This window comes from Priestia sp. USM5, assembly GCF_058323215.1.
In genome coordinates, this window is sequence record NZ_JBSGKN010000001.1 from 2,601,830 (window position 1) to 2,619,317 (window position 17,488).

Here is a 17,488-nt window from a genome sequence, read left to right on the forward strand (position 1 = left end):
TGAATGCGCCTGCTTTTTATGATTCTTCCTGCTCGAATTTTACAATTGCAGCCTTAGCACGATCTCTCAGTGACAGAAGGTCAGACTCTACTTTTAAGATGTTTTTCTTTTTCTGTTCAATCAGCTTGAGCTGCTCTTCTACCGTATGTAACACTTGCTCTAACTTTTCTTTTTGTTGACTTGTTCCTTTCACTTGCCTATAATCCATCTTTTGTATTTCAAGAGTATCACTTAAAGCAAGAAATTCCTGTAATTCTTGAAGTGAAAAACCCATGACTTCTTTGGCATTCGTAATTTTCTTTAAAAATTCTACATGTTCTTCCGTGTACAGACGAAATCCACCTTCACTTCTTGGAGGTGCTGGCATCAGTCCAATTTGTTCATAATAACGAATCGTACGTTTTGTTAAACCGCTTTGCTTCGCTACATCATCTATTTTTAGTTCACTCATTTTTAAATCCCCTTTAATCAATTAACAATGTCAACTTTTCGTACTTTTTACTATTATACACTAACGCTAGATATCTCAAAACAAATCTGAACAGCTGTGCACTTATTTAAAAATAAATAAGCAATTTCTTTACCCTTTTTTAGAGTAAAAAAATTGCTTATACAGTATACGCTGGGTTCTTTTCTCTAAAACCTTATCATAAATGCCGTTTCTGTTAATTTACGATTTAGCATACAAATTAATAAATTTGTTTTTGAGACTTCTTATTTCTATCGACTAAATGTTTATTAACTTGTATGTAGCCTTCTCTTTCTGTACTAGCCCCGCCTGCGCTGAGTACACCGATAGCCACGCATGCTATCCAACCTAGTTTCATTATAACAGAAAGCGCTTACATAATAAAGTGTTATGCTTTAATTTCTAAAAAGTTATAAATAAAATCAGCAGGTCTTTTTCTAGCCCCTGCTGATTTGTTAAATAGAACTAGCGACGATACACCTTTATGGAATAGTAAATAAGTCGTCTTAATAAGCTACTTTATAAATCAAAAACCGTTCATATGGATTTTTACGATTCAACTCTGGCAGCATTACCTCTTCTTTTAAAATGAAAGAAGGGTGTTTTTCGAGATGATGAAGATAATCCTCTGAACTATAATACAAAATTAAATCAATCTCGCGCTTATTCTCTTCCCACGAAAGCAAAATATTGTTCACTACTTGGATAAAAATTTGAACTGAAAAAGGATTAAAAAAATAAAAGCAGTTGTCTAGTGGGTGAATCTTATATTCCTGGGCTAAACAACACTGAAAATAAATATGACTTTTTCGGCCCTTGGCTTTTTTTAAATAGCGCCTCTGATTATCTATGGCCTGCTCATAGAAGTGCTCATTCATTTCTATCCCTACAGCGGTGGCATTACATAGGTAGTTCACATAAAAATTCAGCCTTCCTTTCCCACACCCGAAGTCGACAATTCTATCGCTGCTTGTTAGCTCATACTGACTGAAAAGTGCTTCTAATGCACTATAAGGCGTGGGTTCATAACGATGGTAATGAAATGAATCATTAAATCCCTTTTGTTCTCCCGTTGTTTTTATATTTAATAAAGCGTCATAATATTGTTCATTCATGGCCAATCTCCTGTTTATAGTTGTCGAAAAAGAGAAAGAAGGACAGATGTCCTTCTTTCTCTTTTTACTCACTCTACTTTTACGCGCATTTCTGATATTTTAAGACCAATCTCTTCGATTAACTGCACAGCTTCCGCTCGTTTTTGATCATCTAATGTGCTGATTTCTGGTATGTCTATGCTTTTTAAATATCGATAAGAGGCTTTAAGTCGTTCTAGGGTATCTTCTTGGTCAAACTTTTTCATGATTATCTCCTCCAGTTTATGTAGTTACTATATGTATACCACAAACATGTCCGTAATAAATCTAACCTGTTTAATAAATACTAAACGTATCTGATTTATCTAAGAGGAAATGCACTTCTAATAGCTGATATATACTCAAAAAATTCCTGGGTTTTAGAATTTTTACGTTCATTTCTCGTGTTAGTTGAAAAAAAAGCTTCTCTTTGCGCTTTACTTATCTCAATTTGCACACCCATCCGCCTAACTGTTTTATTGGTTATATTTCTAGGGCTTGTACCGGAAACAGGATCTTGATCTGATAAAATTTCTGTACTAAAGCCTTTAGAAACAAGCGCTTCATGTATTTTGGACCTTAACGCTTTGTCAGCACCGCCGATTTTAGTATGCTTTTCACTTTTGTCGTTGTATCCATGAAAAGATACTGCATAGTCTTCTTTTGATATAATCGTTAACGCATGAGGTTCATCAAAATGAGTGGATGTGATATGAAGATCGGCATTTCCTGATTTCTTTAACCCTTCAAATATATAGTACGAGTATTCGTTGCCCGCTAGGCCAACAGCAAGTTCTGATGTTCCAGTTTCGATACCTCCGCCGTGTATCGCGAGCATAATAATGTTAGAAGGTCTGATTTCAAATTGAATTTTGTAGTCTTGGTTGTATACTTCATAAGAGGCAAGTTCAGAGAAGCTAGCATATTTATCTGGCATCATATATCCTCCTTGTGAATAAGACATAGTAAATAAACTTATTAGTTCTTTCTTTAATGTACCACATCTTTTCTTTCATCACATACTATGTGATTGCAATTACCAATAAATATGGTACGATTAAGTTCGAGTTTCTTGCTCGTTAAAAGTTCACCAGATAGTCAAAATTTTCGTTTTTAAGCATTCCATTTTTATCTTATAATAAAGGATGTACTTATTTTCAGTCGGAAATTCGACATTTTTCTTTGTTTTTTAAAAAAGTTCAAGGAATGTTAACAAATTTTACGAGCAACCTTGATGTAATTACGATATTTTTTTGTTAAAATAGTTTAGTTGATTAATAAAGATTAGGTTTATTCATGTAAGAATAAGCTCAAAAAGGAGAATTGCTGTGAAAAATACCGAAGTTATCACAAAGGAATCACTTCCTATCAATCAGTATTTTTCCCGGGAAGTAATCAGTGCTATTATAAAAACTGGGATTATTAAATCGAACTCACTAGGAATGGTTGCTGGGCTTTGTCTCGCAATTGCTGTTAATGACTTAAGCTTTGTGACACAAATTCCTATCATTATTTTGGCTTTAATTGGGACATCCTTTGTCGTAGGAGGAGCTGGGGCAGTTAATAACTTCTATGACCGTGATATCGATGCAATCATGAAACGTACAAAAGACAGACCGACGGTAACAGGAGCGGTCAACCCTAAATTTGCTCTATGGTTAGGACTGGCTTTATTTGTTATTGGTGTAGGTATTTTATTTTTAGTTTCTAACATGGCCGCCATTATGGGTATTTTAGGATTTTTCTTTTATGTAGTGCCTTATACTATGCTTACAAAACGTACAACCATTTATAATACCGAAGTCGGAAGTATTTCTGGAGCTATGCCTCCAATCATTGGCTGGGCCGCTATTTCACCAGACTTATTTCATCCGGTAGCAATTGGATTGTTTGTATTTATGTTTTTATGGCAGCCTCCTCACTTCTACGCTATTGCCATTAGAAGACTTGAGGAATATAAAGCCGCAGGTGTACCAATGCTTCCTGTAGTAAAAGGTATCCGTCGTTCCAAAGTCCAAACGCTTGTATACCTAGTTATTTTACTAGCGGCATCGTTCTTATTTTTATCGTTTAGTAAAATTATCGCATTTACAATGTTCGGTTTAACACTCGTGTGGATGCTTCTTGGAATTGTTGGATTTAAAAAATTAGAAGATACAAAATGGGCTACTTTAATGTTTGTGTTCTCATTGAACCACCTTACGATTATTTTTGCCCTTATGATTATACTGTCATTTTTTAAATAATAAACGTTCAAAAGCAGGTAGCTATCAGCTACCTGCTTTTATACTAGATACTTCTTTTGCTTTCAGTGAAATTATTCCTCCGTATCTCGCCGAAACTGCTCCACCTAACGCGTTGGCAAACATTGTGTACTGCTTACATGACTCCTCACGTTCAGGCAAACCTTTTTCGTGAATACACCAGAGAATTCCTGCCATAAATGCATCCCCCGCTCCCGTCGTGTCTATCGCCTGTACTTTTTTTGCACTCACATGAAGCGTTTGATTTGCAGTAACTGCTACTGCGCCCTTTTCTCCTTGAGTGACCCATACGAACGGAATATGATACGCTCTCAGTTTTTCTAGGCTTTCTGTCAGATCTGTTGAATTCATCAAAAATAGGAGCTCATCTTGAGAGATTTTCAAAATATCTGTTTCGTACAAAAACGATGTTACAATATTTCTACATGCTGCTTCACTTTCCCATCTTTTCATTCGAATATTCGGATCAAAAGCTACCAGCATACGATATTTTTTTGCGAGCCTCACAGCTTCTCTTGTAGTTTCCTGGGAAATCGGATGAAACAAAGTGCCTGATCCAAAATAAAAAATCGCTGCCTTCTCAAATAAAGCTTCCTGCAGCTCATATTTATACACTTGCTCATGAGGGGTAGAATCTATGTAGGAATGAAAGTAACGATCTCCTTCTTTACTTTTATGTACATACACTTCACAAACTTTTTTCGTCACCGAAGTTACACAGCCGCTTTGGTTTACTCCTTCAATTAAAAGCTTCTTTCTTACAAAATCACTTGTTTCATCACTCCCTAACTTGCAGATATAAGATGCTTTTGCTCCTAACTTCTGAACTCCAACTGCTACGTTAACGGTTGTACCTCCTAAAAAAGGGTCAAAGTCAGTGTTAGATTCATTTTTGGCGATAAAATCAATAAATGCCTCACCGTATGAAATAATTCCTTTTTTCACGTTAATCCCCGCCTTCTTCCTTCTGTCTCGCAACGCATTTGACGCATACACATGCTTTCCCTCTGCTTTCTAAAGGAATTTGTTTAAACAAATCAGGAGTAAAAACTTTCTGCATGCACCAACACTTTTCTATTTCTCTGCCTTGTACAGAAGCACAGTTATTTTTCTCTCCGCAGATGGGACATCTGCTATCATCGCCTGAAAATGCCATAAATTCCTCTCCTTTTTTCTATGCAGTTGTATAAGTTATCTTTATTAGTATACAAGAGGCAGTTAAAATGCGCTTTCTGCTTTTTGATATTTTCGTTTTCAACTTCTTCTATTCTTGATACTATACATATAAAGGAAATAACATATTGAGAAAGGAGCCTTTATGACGATACATTTATTTCACCAAAAACCCCTTGCTACATGGATCCGTGAATATCCTTTATTAACACCTTTAATCAATAAACAGGAAATACTTTGGATAAATCCTTATTTAAAACCTGCTCAAGAAGCACTTTCGTCTCTTTCTTTACATACCAAAGATATAAAAGATGCAAAAGAGCGACTTTCTCGCTTTTCTTCTTTTCTTCAAATCGCTTTTCCGGAGCTAAAAGCATCAAAAGGAATCATTGAATCACCTCTTCAAGAAATTGCATACATGAAAGACTATTTAAATCAACAAATGAATAACGAGCTGCAAGGAAAATTATTGATGAAATGCGATCACGATCTTCCTATATCAGGTTCTATTAAAGCAAGAGGCGGCATTTATGAAGTATTAAAATTTGCTGAAAGTCTTGCTATCAAAGAAGGGCTGCTTACCGAAGAAGACAGCTACGCTCTTCTAGCTGAAGAACGATGTAAAAAGTTATTTTCTTCTTATTCTATTGCAGTAGGATCTACCGGTAATTTAGGTTTAAGCATTGGTATTATAAGCGCCGCTCTCGGCTTTAACGTCACCGTCCATATGTCAGCCGATGCGAAGAAATGGAAAAAAGATTTGCTTCGTTCGAAAGGCGTAACCGTTATTGAATATCAGTCTGACTACGGAAAAGCCGTGGAAGAAGGACGAAAGCAAGCCGAAGCAGACCCCGCCTGTCATTTTATTGACGATGAGCAGTCTAGAGATTTATTTCTTGGTTATTCCGTCGCTGCCTTACGCTTGGAAAAGCAGCTAGCCGAGCTGCAAATTCAAGTAGACGCTGAACATCCTTTATTTGTCTATTTACCTTGCGGAGTAGGCGGAGGTCCTGGCGGTATTACGTTTGGATTAAAAGCAATATACGGTGATCATGTTCACTGCTTTTTTGCTGAACCTACTCACTCTCCTTGCATGCTGCTTGGATTAATGACCGAGCTGCATGATGGCATTTCCGTTACCGATATTGGACTTGATAACATAACAGCTGCCGATGGACTAGCTGTAGGAAGGCCATCTAGCTTTGTAGGCGAAACGATAAAATCGCTTATTAGCGGAATTTATACTGTAGAAGATGATCAGCTTTTCCGATTTATTTATGAGCTAGCCAATCGTGAAAATATGTATATAGAACCTTCAGCAGCGGCTGGTTTACAAGGGCCTCTTCACCTGATGGAAAGCGGGTCTTCCTATATACAAGCGCAAGCACTAGAAAACGATATGTCAAAAGCTACTCACCTTGTATGGTCAACTGGAGGCAGTATGGTGCCCGCTGACGTGATGAATAGCTATTACGAGCAAGGAAAAAAGTTAATGAATAGATAACGTCAAAAGGCATGAAGAACAATGATGTTCTTCATGCCTTTTTAGAAGAAGTAGCTTGCAGAAAGATAGGATGCCAAATTTCAAATGGAAAATATCCCGATTTATAGCTGCCGCTTGTACCCATAGTTGAAATTTTTATTTTCCTGTATCCTTTTTTCCATAAAAAGGTGCCTGCAAACACCTCAATTTGTTCCACTTTCTTCCTTCTAATAATCGTGGTTTTTCGTGTTAAAAACTGTGAGCGAATAGCGACAAATACCTCGTTCATCATTAAGCCGCCTTGGCGATAGCCCAACCAGTGAATAAGTACATACGCAAGGCATAGCACAGCAATAACCCACACGAACATTGATTTCCAAAAGCTGATGCCAATCCCTGCCGCTGCAAATAACAAGAGCGGTAATAGTAATGGGTACCATGCATATTGAATAGCTGTATTTCTTGGACACTTTATATATTCGTAGTGCGGGACATATACGTTCATTAACGCTGAAATCTCTTTTTGCTGGATAAACGGGTGTAAATAGACCTTTTCTTTTAAATCAGAGGTTACGACATTTAACGAAACGGAAGACCATCCAAATAAGCGTCGAACCAACCCTTCCTCTATCGTAACAGCCTGTATTTTATGAAAAGGAATCGTAAGGGATTTCTTATTTAATAGTCCGTATTTAATATGTAGATAATGATCGTAGCGTTCCACTGTGAAACCGCCAAATCGTATCACATATAAAACGATAGACAGCAAATAAGCAAGCACCACAATTGCAGCCACTAATACAAATAAACCAAGCATCGATTGATGAATCACTTCTTCGTAAGCTGTCTTCACCCAGCGGTTGATATACGTATCAATATACTGATAGAGAAAACCAAGAGCAGCAAATATATAGCCAAAATTCCCGGAAAACGCAGCAGCTAACGCCAGCTGTTTCACCGACACTTTCATCATACGTTCAGGACTTTTTTCTGTTATTTCCGGCTGACTCCCTGACAGCTTTAACGTATCTTTAAGATGGTGCGCTTCTTTTAGTGAAATACCAGATAAATCAATTTCAGCATCCGTACCGCTGCTGGCCGTGTCAATACGAAGCCGAGCTAAGCGAAGAATTCTAAAGACAAACGGCTGATCTAACTGAATCGATTGAATGCGATTTCGTTGAATAAATCGTTTTTCTTTTTTAAAAATCCCTTTATACAGACGCACTTCCGTTTCCGTTACTTCATAACGAAATTCCCTCCAGGTAAAAAAAGCAAATAAAGCGACTACGCCTCCCGCTAATAGCGTTGCCCACCAATATGTAAACAACAGGTGCCGATTGACGATAAATACAAACACAAAAGGCAGGATATTATTTTTTATATGTTCAGTAAATGCTATTGCAATATATAGCGGATGCAGCCGCTTACTCATCTTCATCATCTACCTCTGCTAGTCTAGCAATATACTCTCGCAGTGCTTCAGCATCTCTTTGTACGAGTGCAGGAATTTCGACGCTTCCAGCTGCTGTGATGATTTTAACAGATGCCAAGTCAAATTTTCGAAAAATCGGCCCTGTCAACGTTTCAACGTGCTGTACTTTCACAAGGGGAATTTTCGTATGATACCAGATGAAGAGCCCTCTTTGCACATCAATTTGAGTATCTGTTACTTCATATGAATATACATTCATATATACATTTGGAGCTATAATTGTATATATGATAAAGCTCACGACTAATAGTCCAGCTGATATCCATCCAATAATTGACCACCAATCAAAAAAATGAACGAGTAGAAAATAACCCGCTGTTGCCAGAAGCCACAGGCTATGTGTAAAAATGGATTGCCAGCGCATCGCTTTTTTAGCCTCGAGGGGCAATTTGCCCTTTAAATGTTCAAACTCCATAAAAACTCCTTTCTCTACCTTTTTTACTATTTCTATTACTATATTACGTTAAAAAAGGAAAAAAGTTTCATCGTTTACTATTTTCTTATTATTTTTTGATAAAAAACAAACAAGGCTGCCTATTTCGAGGCAGCCTTGTTTGTTATCGATAAACGCCGTCTTTCTCTCCGTGTGCAACAGCCGCTCTTTCAACTGCTTCAGATACTGCTTCGTGTACAGCTAGATTAAGAGGGTGAGGAACTAAATCGCCTGGACGCGTTGAATTTGCAATGGCTTCAGCTGCAGCTACAAGCATCGTATGCGTAATATCACGCACTCCCGCATTTAATACTCCTCTGAAAATACCTGGGAAGCCAAGCACATTATTCACTGACCTTCCGTCAGTAGCATAAATAGCTCCTGCTTCAAGAGCATCTTCAGGTTCAATTTCTGGTTTTGGATTAGAAAGTGCTAAAATGATTTGCCCTTTTCGAATCCATTCTTTCTGTATTAAGCCAGGTACACCTGTTGTCGCAATAACAATATCACAGTTCTCCATAAGCTCTTCTAATGAATCCGCTACTTTTCCACCGTAGCTGACCAAGCGCTCATTCGCTTCAGGAGACTTATCAGCTCCTATCACTTGTTTGACACCGTAAGCCATGAACATTCTGCAAGTAGCGATACCAGCAGCTCCTAAACCAATCTGCCCTACTTTTGCTTCTTTCAAATTCACACCTGTGCTGCGACAAGCTGAGATAGCTGCTGCTAGCGTCACAACTGCTGTTCCGTGTTGATCATCATGCATAACTGGAATATCTAGCTCTTCTTTTAAACGTTCTTCAATTTCAAAGCAGTGAGGCGACCCTATATCTTCTAGTAAAATACCGCCAAATCCTGGTGAAATATTTTTAACCGTTTGAATGATTTCTTCCGGCTCATTTACACTCAACAAAATAGGGATAGCGTTTACACTGGCAAGCTGATCAAATAACGCAGCTTTTCCTTCCATAACAGGCATTCCTGCAACTGGACCAATATTCCCTAGTCCTAGTATAGCGGTACCATCCGTTACAATCGCAACCGTGTTTCCAATGCTCGTATAAATTTTAGCTTTGTCGGGCTGTTCTTGAATAGCACGGCAAACGTTTGCTACACCTGGTGTATATACTCTTCTTAAGTCAGCGATCGACTCAATTTTCATTTTGCTTTTCATTTGAATTTTACCGCCTTCATGTGCATGAAGAACTTCATCTGATACTGTATGTAAAGTAATGCCTTCTAAACTGCGAACCGCTTCAAGCAATTCCTCAAGCTGGTCTTCACTTTCTACTTGAACCGTAATACTTCTCATCGTGTAGTTATGTCCTACTTTAACGGTTTCAACCTCGCCAATGTCTCCTCCTACATTTCCAATGGCTGTTGCTACTCTTCCTAAGTTTCCTGGTACAGTCGGTGTTTGTACCATTAATGTGCGTATTAAATTATTCATCATATCCCCATATCCCCCTTGTCCTAATCCTGCAAGTACGTATACTTACTAATGAAGCGTTTAAAACGGTCCAATTTCCCATAAGTTCATATTATCTACTTATCTTACAAGTAGATCTATGCGTACTCTCTTTTTCATCAAAAGAAAAGAAATAGATAACGCTTTCAAACAGATGTTTCGCTTTGATTATAAGCAAAGTTTTTAGAATAATCAAGCGATGACATTGTGAAAATTCATAAATTATTAAGAAGGATTTTGTTGTTCATAAACAGAAAAGACTTATATAGAGAAGAAACAAAGGAGTGAAGAAATTGAAATCAATTTGTGTGTTTGCAGGATCAAGCGCAGGAATAAAAACAGAATATAAAGAGGCCGCCGTCTCGCTAGGACGCTACATGGCCCAAGAAAACTACCGGCTGATTTACGGAGGCTCACGAATGGGCCTGATGGGAGAAGTCGCAAATGAAATGCTTGAACATGGGGGCGAAGTCATTGGTATTATGCCCCGCGGTTTGTTTAGCGGTGAAATTGTTCATACCGCGCTGACAGAACTCATCGAAGTAGAGAGCATGCACGAGCGAAAAGCAACTATGCACGAGTTAGCAGATGCTTATATTGCCCTTCCTGGAGGTTTCGGGACATTTGAAGAGCTGTTTGAAGCTCTTTGCTGGGCTCAAATTGGCATACATAAAAAACCAGTGGGGTTATTAAATGTAAACGGCTACTACAACCCGCTTATGCAAATGGTTCAGCATGCAGTAGATGAAGGATTTTCTACGGATTCTGCTATTCGTCTCATCAATATTTCTGATACTCCCGAACAGCTTATCTCTTCAATGGACACCTATACGTCTCCTTCAGAGGACCAAAAATGGAAGACTGAACGCTAAAAAGCAAGCGCATCATTTGCGCTCGCTTTTCAGGCGTTATCAAAAGTAATTTCATATTTTTTTACCCCAAAAACAAAAGGGCTATCTATTGGCTTTAAAGACTGATTCTCAACTTTGGAAAATTCCCCTTTTTCTAGTAATTTAGCAAAGGCAATTTTCCCTTCCATTCTTGCTAACGGTGCTCCTAAGCAAAAATGGATGCCAAAACCAAAGCTTACGTGAGGATTCGTTTTACGACGCACGACAAAAGTGTTAGACCGTTCAAACTTAGCTGAATCTCTATTTGCACTTGCTGCCCAGCTAATTACCTGCTGCCCTTTTTTAATTTTACACTCTCCAAGTTCTACATCTTCAGCGGCTATGCGTCCAATCGCTTGAATAGGAGGATAATAGCGGAGCGTTTCTTCCACGAGATTCGGAACTAGGGATATGTCTTGACGAACTTCATTCTGTATGTCTACGTCTTCTGTCATATACCGGACTCCGTTCGTAATTAAGTTTGTTGTTGTTTCATTGCCTGCTACTAGCAATAGAATACAAAACCCTAGTACTTCCTCTTCTGTTAAATGTTCGCCATCAATTTCTGCTTCTAAAAGCAGCGAAATCAGATCTTCTTGTTTCTTTCTCTGACGCTCAGCGATAATTTCTTTAAAATACTTTTGTAAAAAAAGCACCCCTTCATTACGCTTTTGCATCATTTTCGCAAAAGCTTCGTCTGAATTATTTTCAGCACCGCTCACTAAGTCATCGGAGTACTTTTTAAACAGTGCTCGATCTTGTATAGGTACTCCTAGCAGCTCAGCTATTACAATAATCGGCAGTGGTCCAGCAAAATCTTCTACTATATCAAACTTTTTTTTGCTGCTTACTTCATCTAATAAATAATCTGCAATCTCTTCAATATGACCCTCCAAGTGCTGAATAGCTCTTGGTGTAAAAGCTTTATTCACTAAGTTTCGTAATTTTGTGTGTTTTGGAGGATCCATCATTAAGATACTTTCTTGGCGTTCTTCCATTGCTCGTTTGGATGAAAAAAGCGACGGGTTTTTTAAAATATACTTTACTGTTTCATAATCAAATACATCCCAGCAGTTTCGGCTTTCATCGTAACGAATAGGTGCTTCTTGACGCAGACTGTTATAAATATCAAATGGGTAAAGCTGCTGTTCAACGGATTTAATTTCTTGCATAGGAATTAAGTTAGCATAACGATTTTCTCTTTTCACTGCTTTTGGATTCATCTCGTCTTCCTTCTTTCGGTTAAAAGTGACCTCATTAAGTTTTTTGACCTTCTACAGATGAAAGAATTTTTTTCCATCTTTATATCTTTTGATCAGACTATCACAAGGTTTTTTCACTTTCAACGGACATAATCAGAAAATTTTGTCAATTATACAGAAGACTTATTTTATTTAAGGTCTAAATCAGTGATTCTTTTCCATTTTTTTAGTTCTTTTATCTTGTTTCATAATAATCACATAGATGGTTACACTACAAATAAGTACGCAAGAAAGTAGGGATCTCATGTGATAGATGCCCTTATGTGGGGTGGTGTCTCAGGCTCAGCTGTATTAATTGGCGCTATTATAGCTATTTTTGTACCTTTAAAAAAACAGTTGACTGCTTATATTATGGCTTTTGGCACGGGCGTTTTGTTAGGAGCTGCTGCTTACGAGCTCATTCAAGATTCGGTAAAAGAAGCGGGAATTATTGCTTCTTCTTTAGGCTTCTTAACAGGCGCAGCACTTTTTACTCTTCTTGATATGTCTTTAGCTAAAAAAGGTGCTCACAAAAGAAAACGTTCAAACCACCTTGTCCCAGCTAGCTCAGGACTAGCCATTTTTATTGGTACCATTATGGATGCTATACCTGAATCACTGATGATTGGCGCAAGTTTGATTGAACAGCACCACGTTAGCTGGCTGCTTGTTGTTTCTATTTTTATCAGCAATATACCGGAAGGAATCTCCGGGACAAGCGGACTACTAAAAAGCCAATATAAGCGAAAGAAAATTTTTTCATTATGGCTTTCGGTCTTCTTTATATCAGCTCTTTGCTCTTGGATTGGATATCTATTTCTTCAAGACGCTACCCCAAACATGATGGGCTTTATTGCCTCATTTGCCGGTGGTGGAATTGTGGCCATGGTTGCTTCTACGATGTTGCCGGAAGCTTTTGAAGAAGGTGGTCCTGTTATTGGTTTTATTGCTTCATTAGGGTTATTAACTTCTATTATTTTGGATTATCTGTCTTTTTAATGAATAAATTTATATTTTGTATGAAACAAAAAGTGTAGGTCTTTCGTCTTTACAAGTAGATATAAACAAAAGGAGTTACCATTATGAAAAAAATAGATGCTTCTCTTACACTTTGTATAGTGCTCACTTGCCTATCAGGGTGTGCCTATGCACCTCATAATAATCTGTCTGCTGAAAGAGTCTCTGCTTCTTCTATTCATCATACTTCTTCTTTAAAACGTGATACTTCAATAGAAGAAATAACAAATAAACTTCCAGGACACGTTTATTTAAAAGGTATAACTTTTCAAAATGCGCAAAAACCTTACTACTTAGCAATTAACTACGCTGCAACAGATAATCAGCATGCGTTTGAAAAAAGCTGGACGTCTGTTAAAACTAAACGTACACTTTTACATAACGCAACCATTTTACTTTCTGCCGTACAAAATGTTGACAGCGTTCACTTTACTATTAACACGACTGTTCCTCAGACAATCACGATTACTCGAAAAGAGTTAACCGACTTCTACGGAACAGATCTGCGCAATTATAAGGACGGGACTCAAGCATGGAAAGCAAAATACGAAGGGCAGCAAGAAAAAATCGAGGAATTTTATGATGCACATCCAATTACGGAAATGCAGTAAAAGCGGCCCATTGCCGCTTTTTAAAGTTGTTTTTTCATAAACACCTGCTCAAGTTTGATTCCTTCATCTGTATATAAATCTTGAAAACCAAATGATTTTAACATTTTCACGAGTAAGCTATTTCCTTTTTCAGGTACATTATGTGTATTGTAAGCAATTGGTCCATACATATTAAAAATGGTTGCTAATAAAAAGCCCAGAACGTCCTCTGAATTTGAGATATGTTCCTTAACGCTTCCTTGATAAAAAGTAACGGAATTCACGATGCCTATGGAAGAAAAATTCTTTTGAAATAATAGATAGCCAACTTCTTCGTTTCTTTCATTCAACGCAATAAACGATTCTCCATCACGAATACAGTCAAATTGATTTTTCCACGGAACGTCGTATGTATAAAAGGGGAGGTTCTGAATATCTTTTGCAAGCCTTCGCTTTAACGAATACGCAAGCTGATTCTTCTTTTTAAGTAAAGAAGCGGGAAAACTACCTCTATGCTTTAGAAAGAAAAGCGTATCTACAATTTCATATCCATATTTCTCATAAAGGTGAATGGCTTTTTTATTGACTGTAAATGCTTCCAGACTGGCTTCCACTACTCCTTGCTGCTGATATTTCTCAAGTGTAGCTTTTAGTAAGGCTTCACCAATTCCCATTTTTCGGTAAAGGAATGCTACGCTTGTACCTCCATTCCAAGCATGTTTCTTTCCTTTGACTCTTTTTATTCCATTTAACATAATTCCAGCTGGTGTGTCATTATAAAAAGCGACAAAAGAATGCTCGACAGATAAACGATCCACACCAAACCTACAAATGAATTGATCTAGTGACATCTCAACCGGAATGTAATAATCTTCAAAACCCTTATTAAATGCTTCTAGCGCATCAGAAAAAGAACACTGACTTAAAGGCTTAATTATAATCACAGGACATTCCTTCCTTTTTTAAAAAGATAATAAGCTAAAAAACCATTATAAGGAAAAATCATCAATAACATTCTGAATTTTTGTGGTTTTAAAAAGGAAAGGAAGAGACAAACCCTTTATACACCCTGTCTCTTCCTTTCTTTTAACACTCTATTCTATTGTTTTTTAATCTCTACATCCGAAGCTTTCACAAACGCATAGCGGTGATTAAAATAAATTTGATAATATTCATCTTTTCCCACAATCATTTTGTGATCGTTTGGATTTGTTGTAAAAGTGGGTGCATAGTAATAGTCACTCTTTACTTTTTCTACCCCTACGTACACCTGATCCGGAGAGATTGTATACTGAAGTGGGACCATGTCTTTAACCGGGATATCAGAAGGATAGGCTGAAGCTTCCGGGAAAGCTCCTCCGTACACTTGAATGCTTTCTTTTCCTGCTTTTGGCGTTAATAATATGCCCGTACCTTTACTCGTATTTTGATTATGTGGATTATAAAACCACGCTTTTTGTCCTCCGTACCAAATCGCTGTCCATTCTCCTTTTGTCTCAGCGACTGCGTACGTTTGGCCCGTTACAGCTTTGCTTCCCCAGTCTAACGTTTGTTTCGTTCCTGGCCCTGAAGCTGCAGGCTCATTCAGTAGCGGTGAATCATTGCTAGGAGCTTGATGCAAATACACAAAGTTGGCCGGCTGCTTTGGTGCATCTGATACCTCTGGCTGATTGTTTTCAAAGACGGGATTAATTGTAACGGCTAGTTTGCTTGTATGCTGGCGCTCGACTGGGCTTCCTACTAAATCCATATAGTGCCCCCAATCCCAAAACGGCCCGGGATCCGAATGCATACCTGATTGAGCCTTAGGAGACAAACCCGGTACCTCGTCATGACCGATAATATGAGCTCGGTCTAATGGAATATGATATTCTTTGGCAAGGTGGCGTACGAGTCTTGCTGAAGAACGGTACATTTCTTCTGTAAACCACGTGGATCCTTCAAGGGCGAACCCTTCATGTTCGATTCCAATACTGTGCGTATTAAAATACCAGTTTCCTGCATGCCATGCTACATCTTTGTTATCAATCATCTGTGCAATGTGTCCATCACTTGAACGTATGACATAGTTTGCAGCTGCTCTGTTAGGGTTAGCAAACAAATCAATGGTTCCGTCATAACTTACTTCTGTATCGTGAATAACAATATAGCGAACATCTGATTTTTGACGATTTGCAATATCATAGTTTCCGTAATCTGAAGGACTTTCGCTGAATTTCCCGTAAAAAGCAGGAATGTATTCACATTTTAAAGATGCCGGACAATCCGCTTTATTCGTATTGGAATTTTCAGCACGAGGAATCGACATATCTATATGTTGAGGAGAAATTTTAAGATGCTGTCCATCTGATGTTGTACGCTCTGCCCCTTTTTCCAGCGTTTCATATACATCATCGGCAAATACTTGAGCGTTTTCTTTATCTTGAGAAGAACTGTAAGCGGCAACTGCGTCGTACCATTTCTGATCAGTAGACGGTACGTTTCCATTTTTGTCTTTTGCAATAAAAGCTAGTACAGCAGCGCCACCACGAATATTTTGCACAGGGTCATTTTTTAATCTTTCTTTATCTGACTTAAGCAGCTTAGCAGCTAAGGAGAGCGTTTGCTGTTTGTCATATGCTGGTTGTGAAGACGCAGTTCCGTTTCCTTTTCCATCTTCTAAAAAAGGGATGTCTGTTAAATGCATGAGGCCGTATCCCCCGGCTGCGCTAGGTTTCCCATTATGACTTTCCCAGCGCGACTTGTTGTAGGAAATTGCTTTTAAAAGCGAAGCTGGCACACCAAATTCTTTAGATGCTTGTGCAAATGCTAGCTCCAAAGAGTCCGACTGATTCTCTGCAGCCTGAGCGACTAGAGGCGCTTGTAGCATATGAATAGGCGTATAACCTGTACATATAACCCCAGCCGCAAGCATGGCTGCCCCCATCTTGTTTAGTTTTAATCGTTTTTTTAGTTTCAAACGTATTCCTCCCCCGTAAAGTATGTAAATGAGGTGAATAAAGACATAATATGACTTTACCTCGTTCTCAACCATTTCGTCTTCTTTCTTTCTATTCCCTTGAGACAATAGTCTAGAAGATTCGACAGAGTTACTAGGAGGAAAGATGTGGTAGGAGGAAAAAACGATAAAAACCATCCCTCTTCTTTAAAACTGCGCTTTCAAAAATGGTGAGTACAAAGGCGGTATATTCATCCCCTTGGCTGCCTTTTTAATAAAGCAGCAATATTGTAGATAATGACATTACTTCTATAATTCAACTATTACTAAACCAAATTTCTTAATTTACCAGTTTTTTAACAGACTGTACGTTCGACATTTTAGTAACTTTTCACCATAGTTAACCATGGAAAAGGTTGCTATTATTAAAGACAAGAGAATGTTTACATATGATTGAACGCAGCAAGAACTGCTCTTGAAAGGAGATACCTTATGAGAGGACACAGCATTCCAGCAATTAAGTTGAATGAAGAAGAAAAAGAAAAATTAGAGGAACTTATTGAACACTATAATTTAAAACGAACGTCTCTCATTCGAAAATTTATTATGGACGGAAAAGTTAAGCCGCCTTTAATCGGCAAAGAAGCAGGTGTGGAACTATTAGTTAACCTACGAAAAATTGAGTCTGAGCTAAGCCGGCTAAGCAATAATATGCATCAAATCGCAAAGTATTTACATAAACCAAAAGATAAGCAAAATCATTCACAGAACCTTGAACAAATCCTGTTAGAAATGATGAAAAAACAAAAACATGTGCAAGAAGATGTAGAAACTATTTCAGAGCAGCTTAGCGATCATTTATACGTTAAATAGAGAAAAAACGCTCTTTTC

18 protein-coding genes are annotated in these 17,488 nt (G+C 37.9%); 6 read left to right on the top strand and 12 right to left on the bottom strand.

Annotated elements, in window-relative coordinates; translation table 11 throughout:
• Window positions 1–16: 16 nt before the first annotated feature.
• The 4 genes from ACWATA_RS14055 to ACWATA_RS14070 form a co-directional block, all read right to left on the bottom strand.
• Window positions 17–451 carry a MerR family transcriptional regulator gene (locus ACWATA_RS14055; protein WP_033578828.1) on the bottom strand — a complete coding sequence of 145 codons (435 nt, stop codon included), beginning with the start codon at window positions 449–451 and terminating at the stop codon, window positions 17–19.
• Between the two features lie 524 nt (window positions 452–975).
• Window positions 976–1,584 carry a methyltransferase gene (locus ACWATA_RS14060; protein ID WP_028413569.1) on the bottom strand — a complete coding sequence of 203 codons (609 nt, stop codon included), beginning with the start codon at window positions 1,582–1,584 and terminating at the stop codon, window positions 976–978.
• Window positions 1,585–1,652: 68 nt separating this feature from the next.
• The gene (locus ACWATA_RS14065) at window positions 1,653–1,829 is read right to left on the bottom strand and encodes a hypothetical protein (protein WP_165573411.1); all 177 of its coding nucleotides are present in this window, start codon (window positions 1,827–1,829) and stop codon (window positions 1,653–1,655) included.
• A 95-nt stretch (window positions 1,830–1,924) separates the two neighbouring features.
• On the bottom strand, window positions 1,925–2,539 hold the full coding sequence (locus ACWATA_RS14070) for a poly-gamma-glutamate hydrolase family protein (RefSeq protein WP_261763951.1): 615 nt from the start codon (window positions 2,537–2,539) through the stop codon (window positions 1,925–1,927).
• Window positions 2,540–2,930: 391 nt separating this feature from the next.
• Here ACWATA_RS14070 and cyoE point away from each other — a divergent pair, with 391 nt between their 5' ends.
• Window positions 2,931–3,848, top strand: coding sequence for a heme o synthase (gene cyoE, locus ACWATA_RS14075; protein ID WP_013056789.1), 918 nt, complete (start codon window positions 2,931–2,933; stop codon window positions 3,846–3,848).
• A 24-nt stretch (window positions 3,849–3,872) separates the two neighbouring features.
• Here cyoE and ACWATA_RS14080 read toward each other — a convergent pair whose 3' ends face one another.
• Together ACWATA_RS14080 and ACWATA_RS14085 are read right to left on the bottom strand one after the other, a co-directional pair.
• A complete protein-coding gene (locus tag ACWATA_RS14080) occupies window positions 3,873–4,811 on the bottom strand; it encodes a carbohydrate kinase family protein (protein WP_034265670.1) in 939 nt (312 codons plus the stop codon).
• 1 nt (window position 4,812) lies between these two features.
• Entirely contained in the window at window positions 4,813–5,022 is a 210-nt protein-coding gene (locus tag ACWATA_RS14085; protein WP_033578825.1) for a cysteine-rich CWC family protein, read from the bottom strand.
• A gap of 162 nt (window positions 5,023–5,184) precedes the next feature.
• Between ACWATA_RS14085 and dsdA the strand changes: the two genes are divergently transcribed.
• Window positions 5,185–6,543 carry a D-serine ammonia-lyase gene (gene dsdA, locus ACWATA_RS14090; RefSeq protein WP_154991407.1) on the top strand — a complete coding sequence of 453 codons (1,359 nt, stop codon included), beginning with the start codon at window positions 5,185–5,187 and terminating at the stop codon, window positions 6,541–6,543.
• A 31-nt stretch (window positions 6,544–6,574) separates the two neighbouring features.
• Here the strand turns inward: dsdA and ACWATA_RS14095 are convergent, their stop codons facing one another.
• The 3 genes from ACWATA_RS14095 to ACWATA_RS14105 all read right to left on the bottom strand — a co-directional run bounded on the left by ACWATA_RS14095 (window position 6,575) and on the right by ACWATA_RS14105 (window position 9,906).
• Window positions 6,575–7,957, bottom strand: coding sequence for a PH domain-containing protein (locus ACWATA_RS14095; RefSeq protein ID WP_251440525.1), 1,383 nt, complete (start codon window positions 7,955–7,957; stop codon window positions 6,575–6,577).
• Window positions 7,950–8,432, bottom strand: coding sequence for a PH domain-containing protein (locus ACWATA_RS14100; protein WP_013056785.1), 483 nt, complete (start codon window positions 8,430–8,432; stop codon window positions 7,950–7,952). Before ACWATA_RS14100 ends, ACWATA_RS14095 begins: the two co-directional genes overlap by 8 nt.
• Before the next feature lie 142 nt (window positions 8,433–8,574).
• Window positions 8,575–9,906, bottom strand: a complete 1,332-nt coding sequence (locus ACWATA_RS14105) for an NAD-dependent malic enzyme (RefSeq protein ID WP_154991409.1) — start codon at window positions 9,904–9,906, stop codon at window positions 8,575–8,577.
• 308 nt (window positions 9,907–10,214) lie between these two features.
• On the opposite strand from ACWATA_RS14105, the gene ACWATA_RS14110 reads away from it, so the two are divergent.
• Complete coding sequence (locus tag ACWATA_RS14110; RefSeq protein WP_028413576.1) at window positions 10,215–10,793, top strand: LOG family protein; 579 nt, start codon at window positions 10,215–10,217, stop codon at window positions 10,791–10,793.
• Between the two features lie 29 nt (window positions 10,794–10,822).
• On the opposite strand, the gene ACWATA_RS14115 is transcribed toward ACWATA_RS14110, so the two are convergent.
• Window positions 10,823–12,034 (bottom strand): cytochrome P450, encoded by a 1,212-nt coding sequence (locus ACWATA_RS14115; RefSeq protein WP_154991410.1) that lies wholly within the window; start codon window positions 12,032–12,034, stop codon window positions 10,823–10,825.
• 285 nt (window positions 12,035–12,319) lie between these two features.
• On the opposite strand from ACWATA_RS14115, the gene ACWATA_RS14120 reads away from it, so the two are divergent.
• Together ACWATA_RS14120 and ACWATA_RS14125 are read left to right on the top strand one after the other, a co-directional pair.
• Complete coding sequence (locus ACWATA_RS14120) at window positions 12,320–13,051, top strand: ZIP family metal transporter (RefSeq protein ID WP_028413578.1); 732 nt, start codon at window positions 12,320–12,322, stop codon at window positions 13,049–13,051.
• An 83-nt stretch (window positions 13,052–13,134) separates the two neighbouring features.
• A complete protein-coding gene (locus ACWATA_RS14125; RefSeq protein ID WP_028413579.1) occupies window positions 13,135–13,680 on the top strand; it encodes a DUF4825 domain-containing protein in 546 nt (181 codons plus the stop codon).
• A 20-nt stretch (window positions 13,681–13,700) separates the two neighbouring features.
• Here the strand turns inward: ACWATA_RS14125 and ACWATA_RS14130 are convergent, their stop codons facing one another.
• Window positions 13,701–14,603, bottom strand: coding sequence for a GNAT family N-acetyltransferase (locus ACWATA_RS14130; RefSeq protein WP_154991411.1), 903 nt, complete (start codon window positions 14,601–14,603; stop codon window positions 13,701–13,703).
• Between the two features lie 155 nt (window positions 14,604–14,758).
• Window positions 14,759–16,618, bottom strand: a complete 1,860-nt coding sequence (locus ACWATA_RS14135) for an N-acetylmuramoyl-L-alanine amidase (protein WP_154991412.1) — start codon at window positions 16,616–16,618, stop codon at window positions 14,759–14,761.
• Window positions 16,619–17,089: 471 nt separating this feature from the next.
• Between ACWATA_RS14135 and ACWATA_RS14140 the strand changes: the two genes are divergently transcribed.
• A complete protein-coding gene (locus ACWATA_RS14140) occupies window positions 17,090–17,470 on the top strand; it encodes a plasmid mobilization protein (RefSeq protein WP_028413582.1) in 381 nt (126 codons plus the stop codon).
• Window positions 17,471–17,488 lie beyond the last annotated feature (18 nt).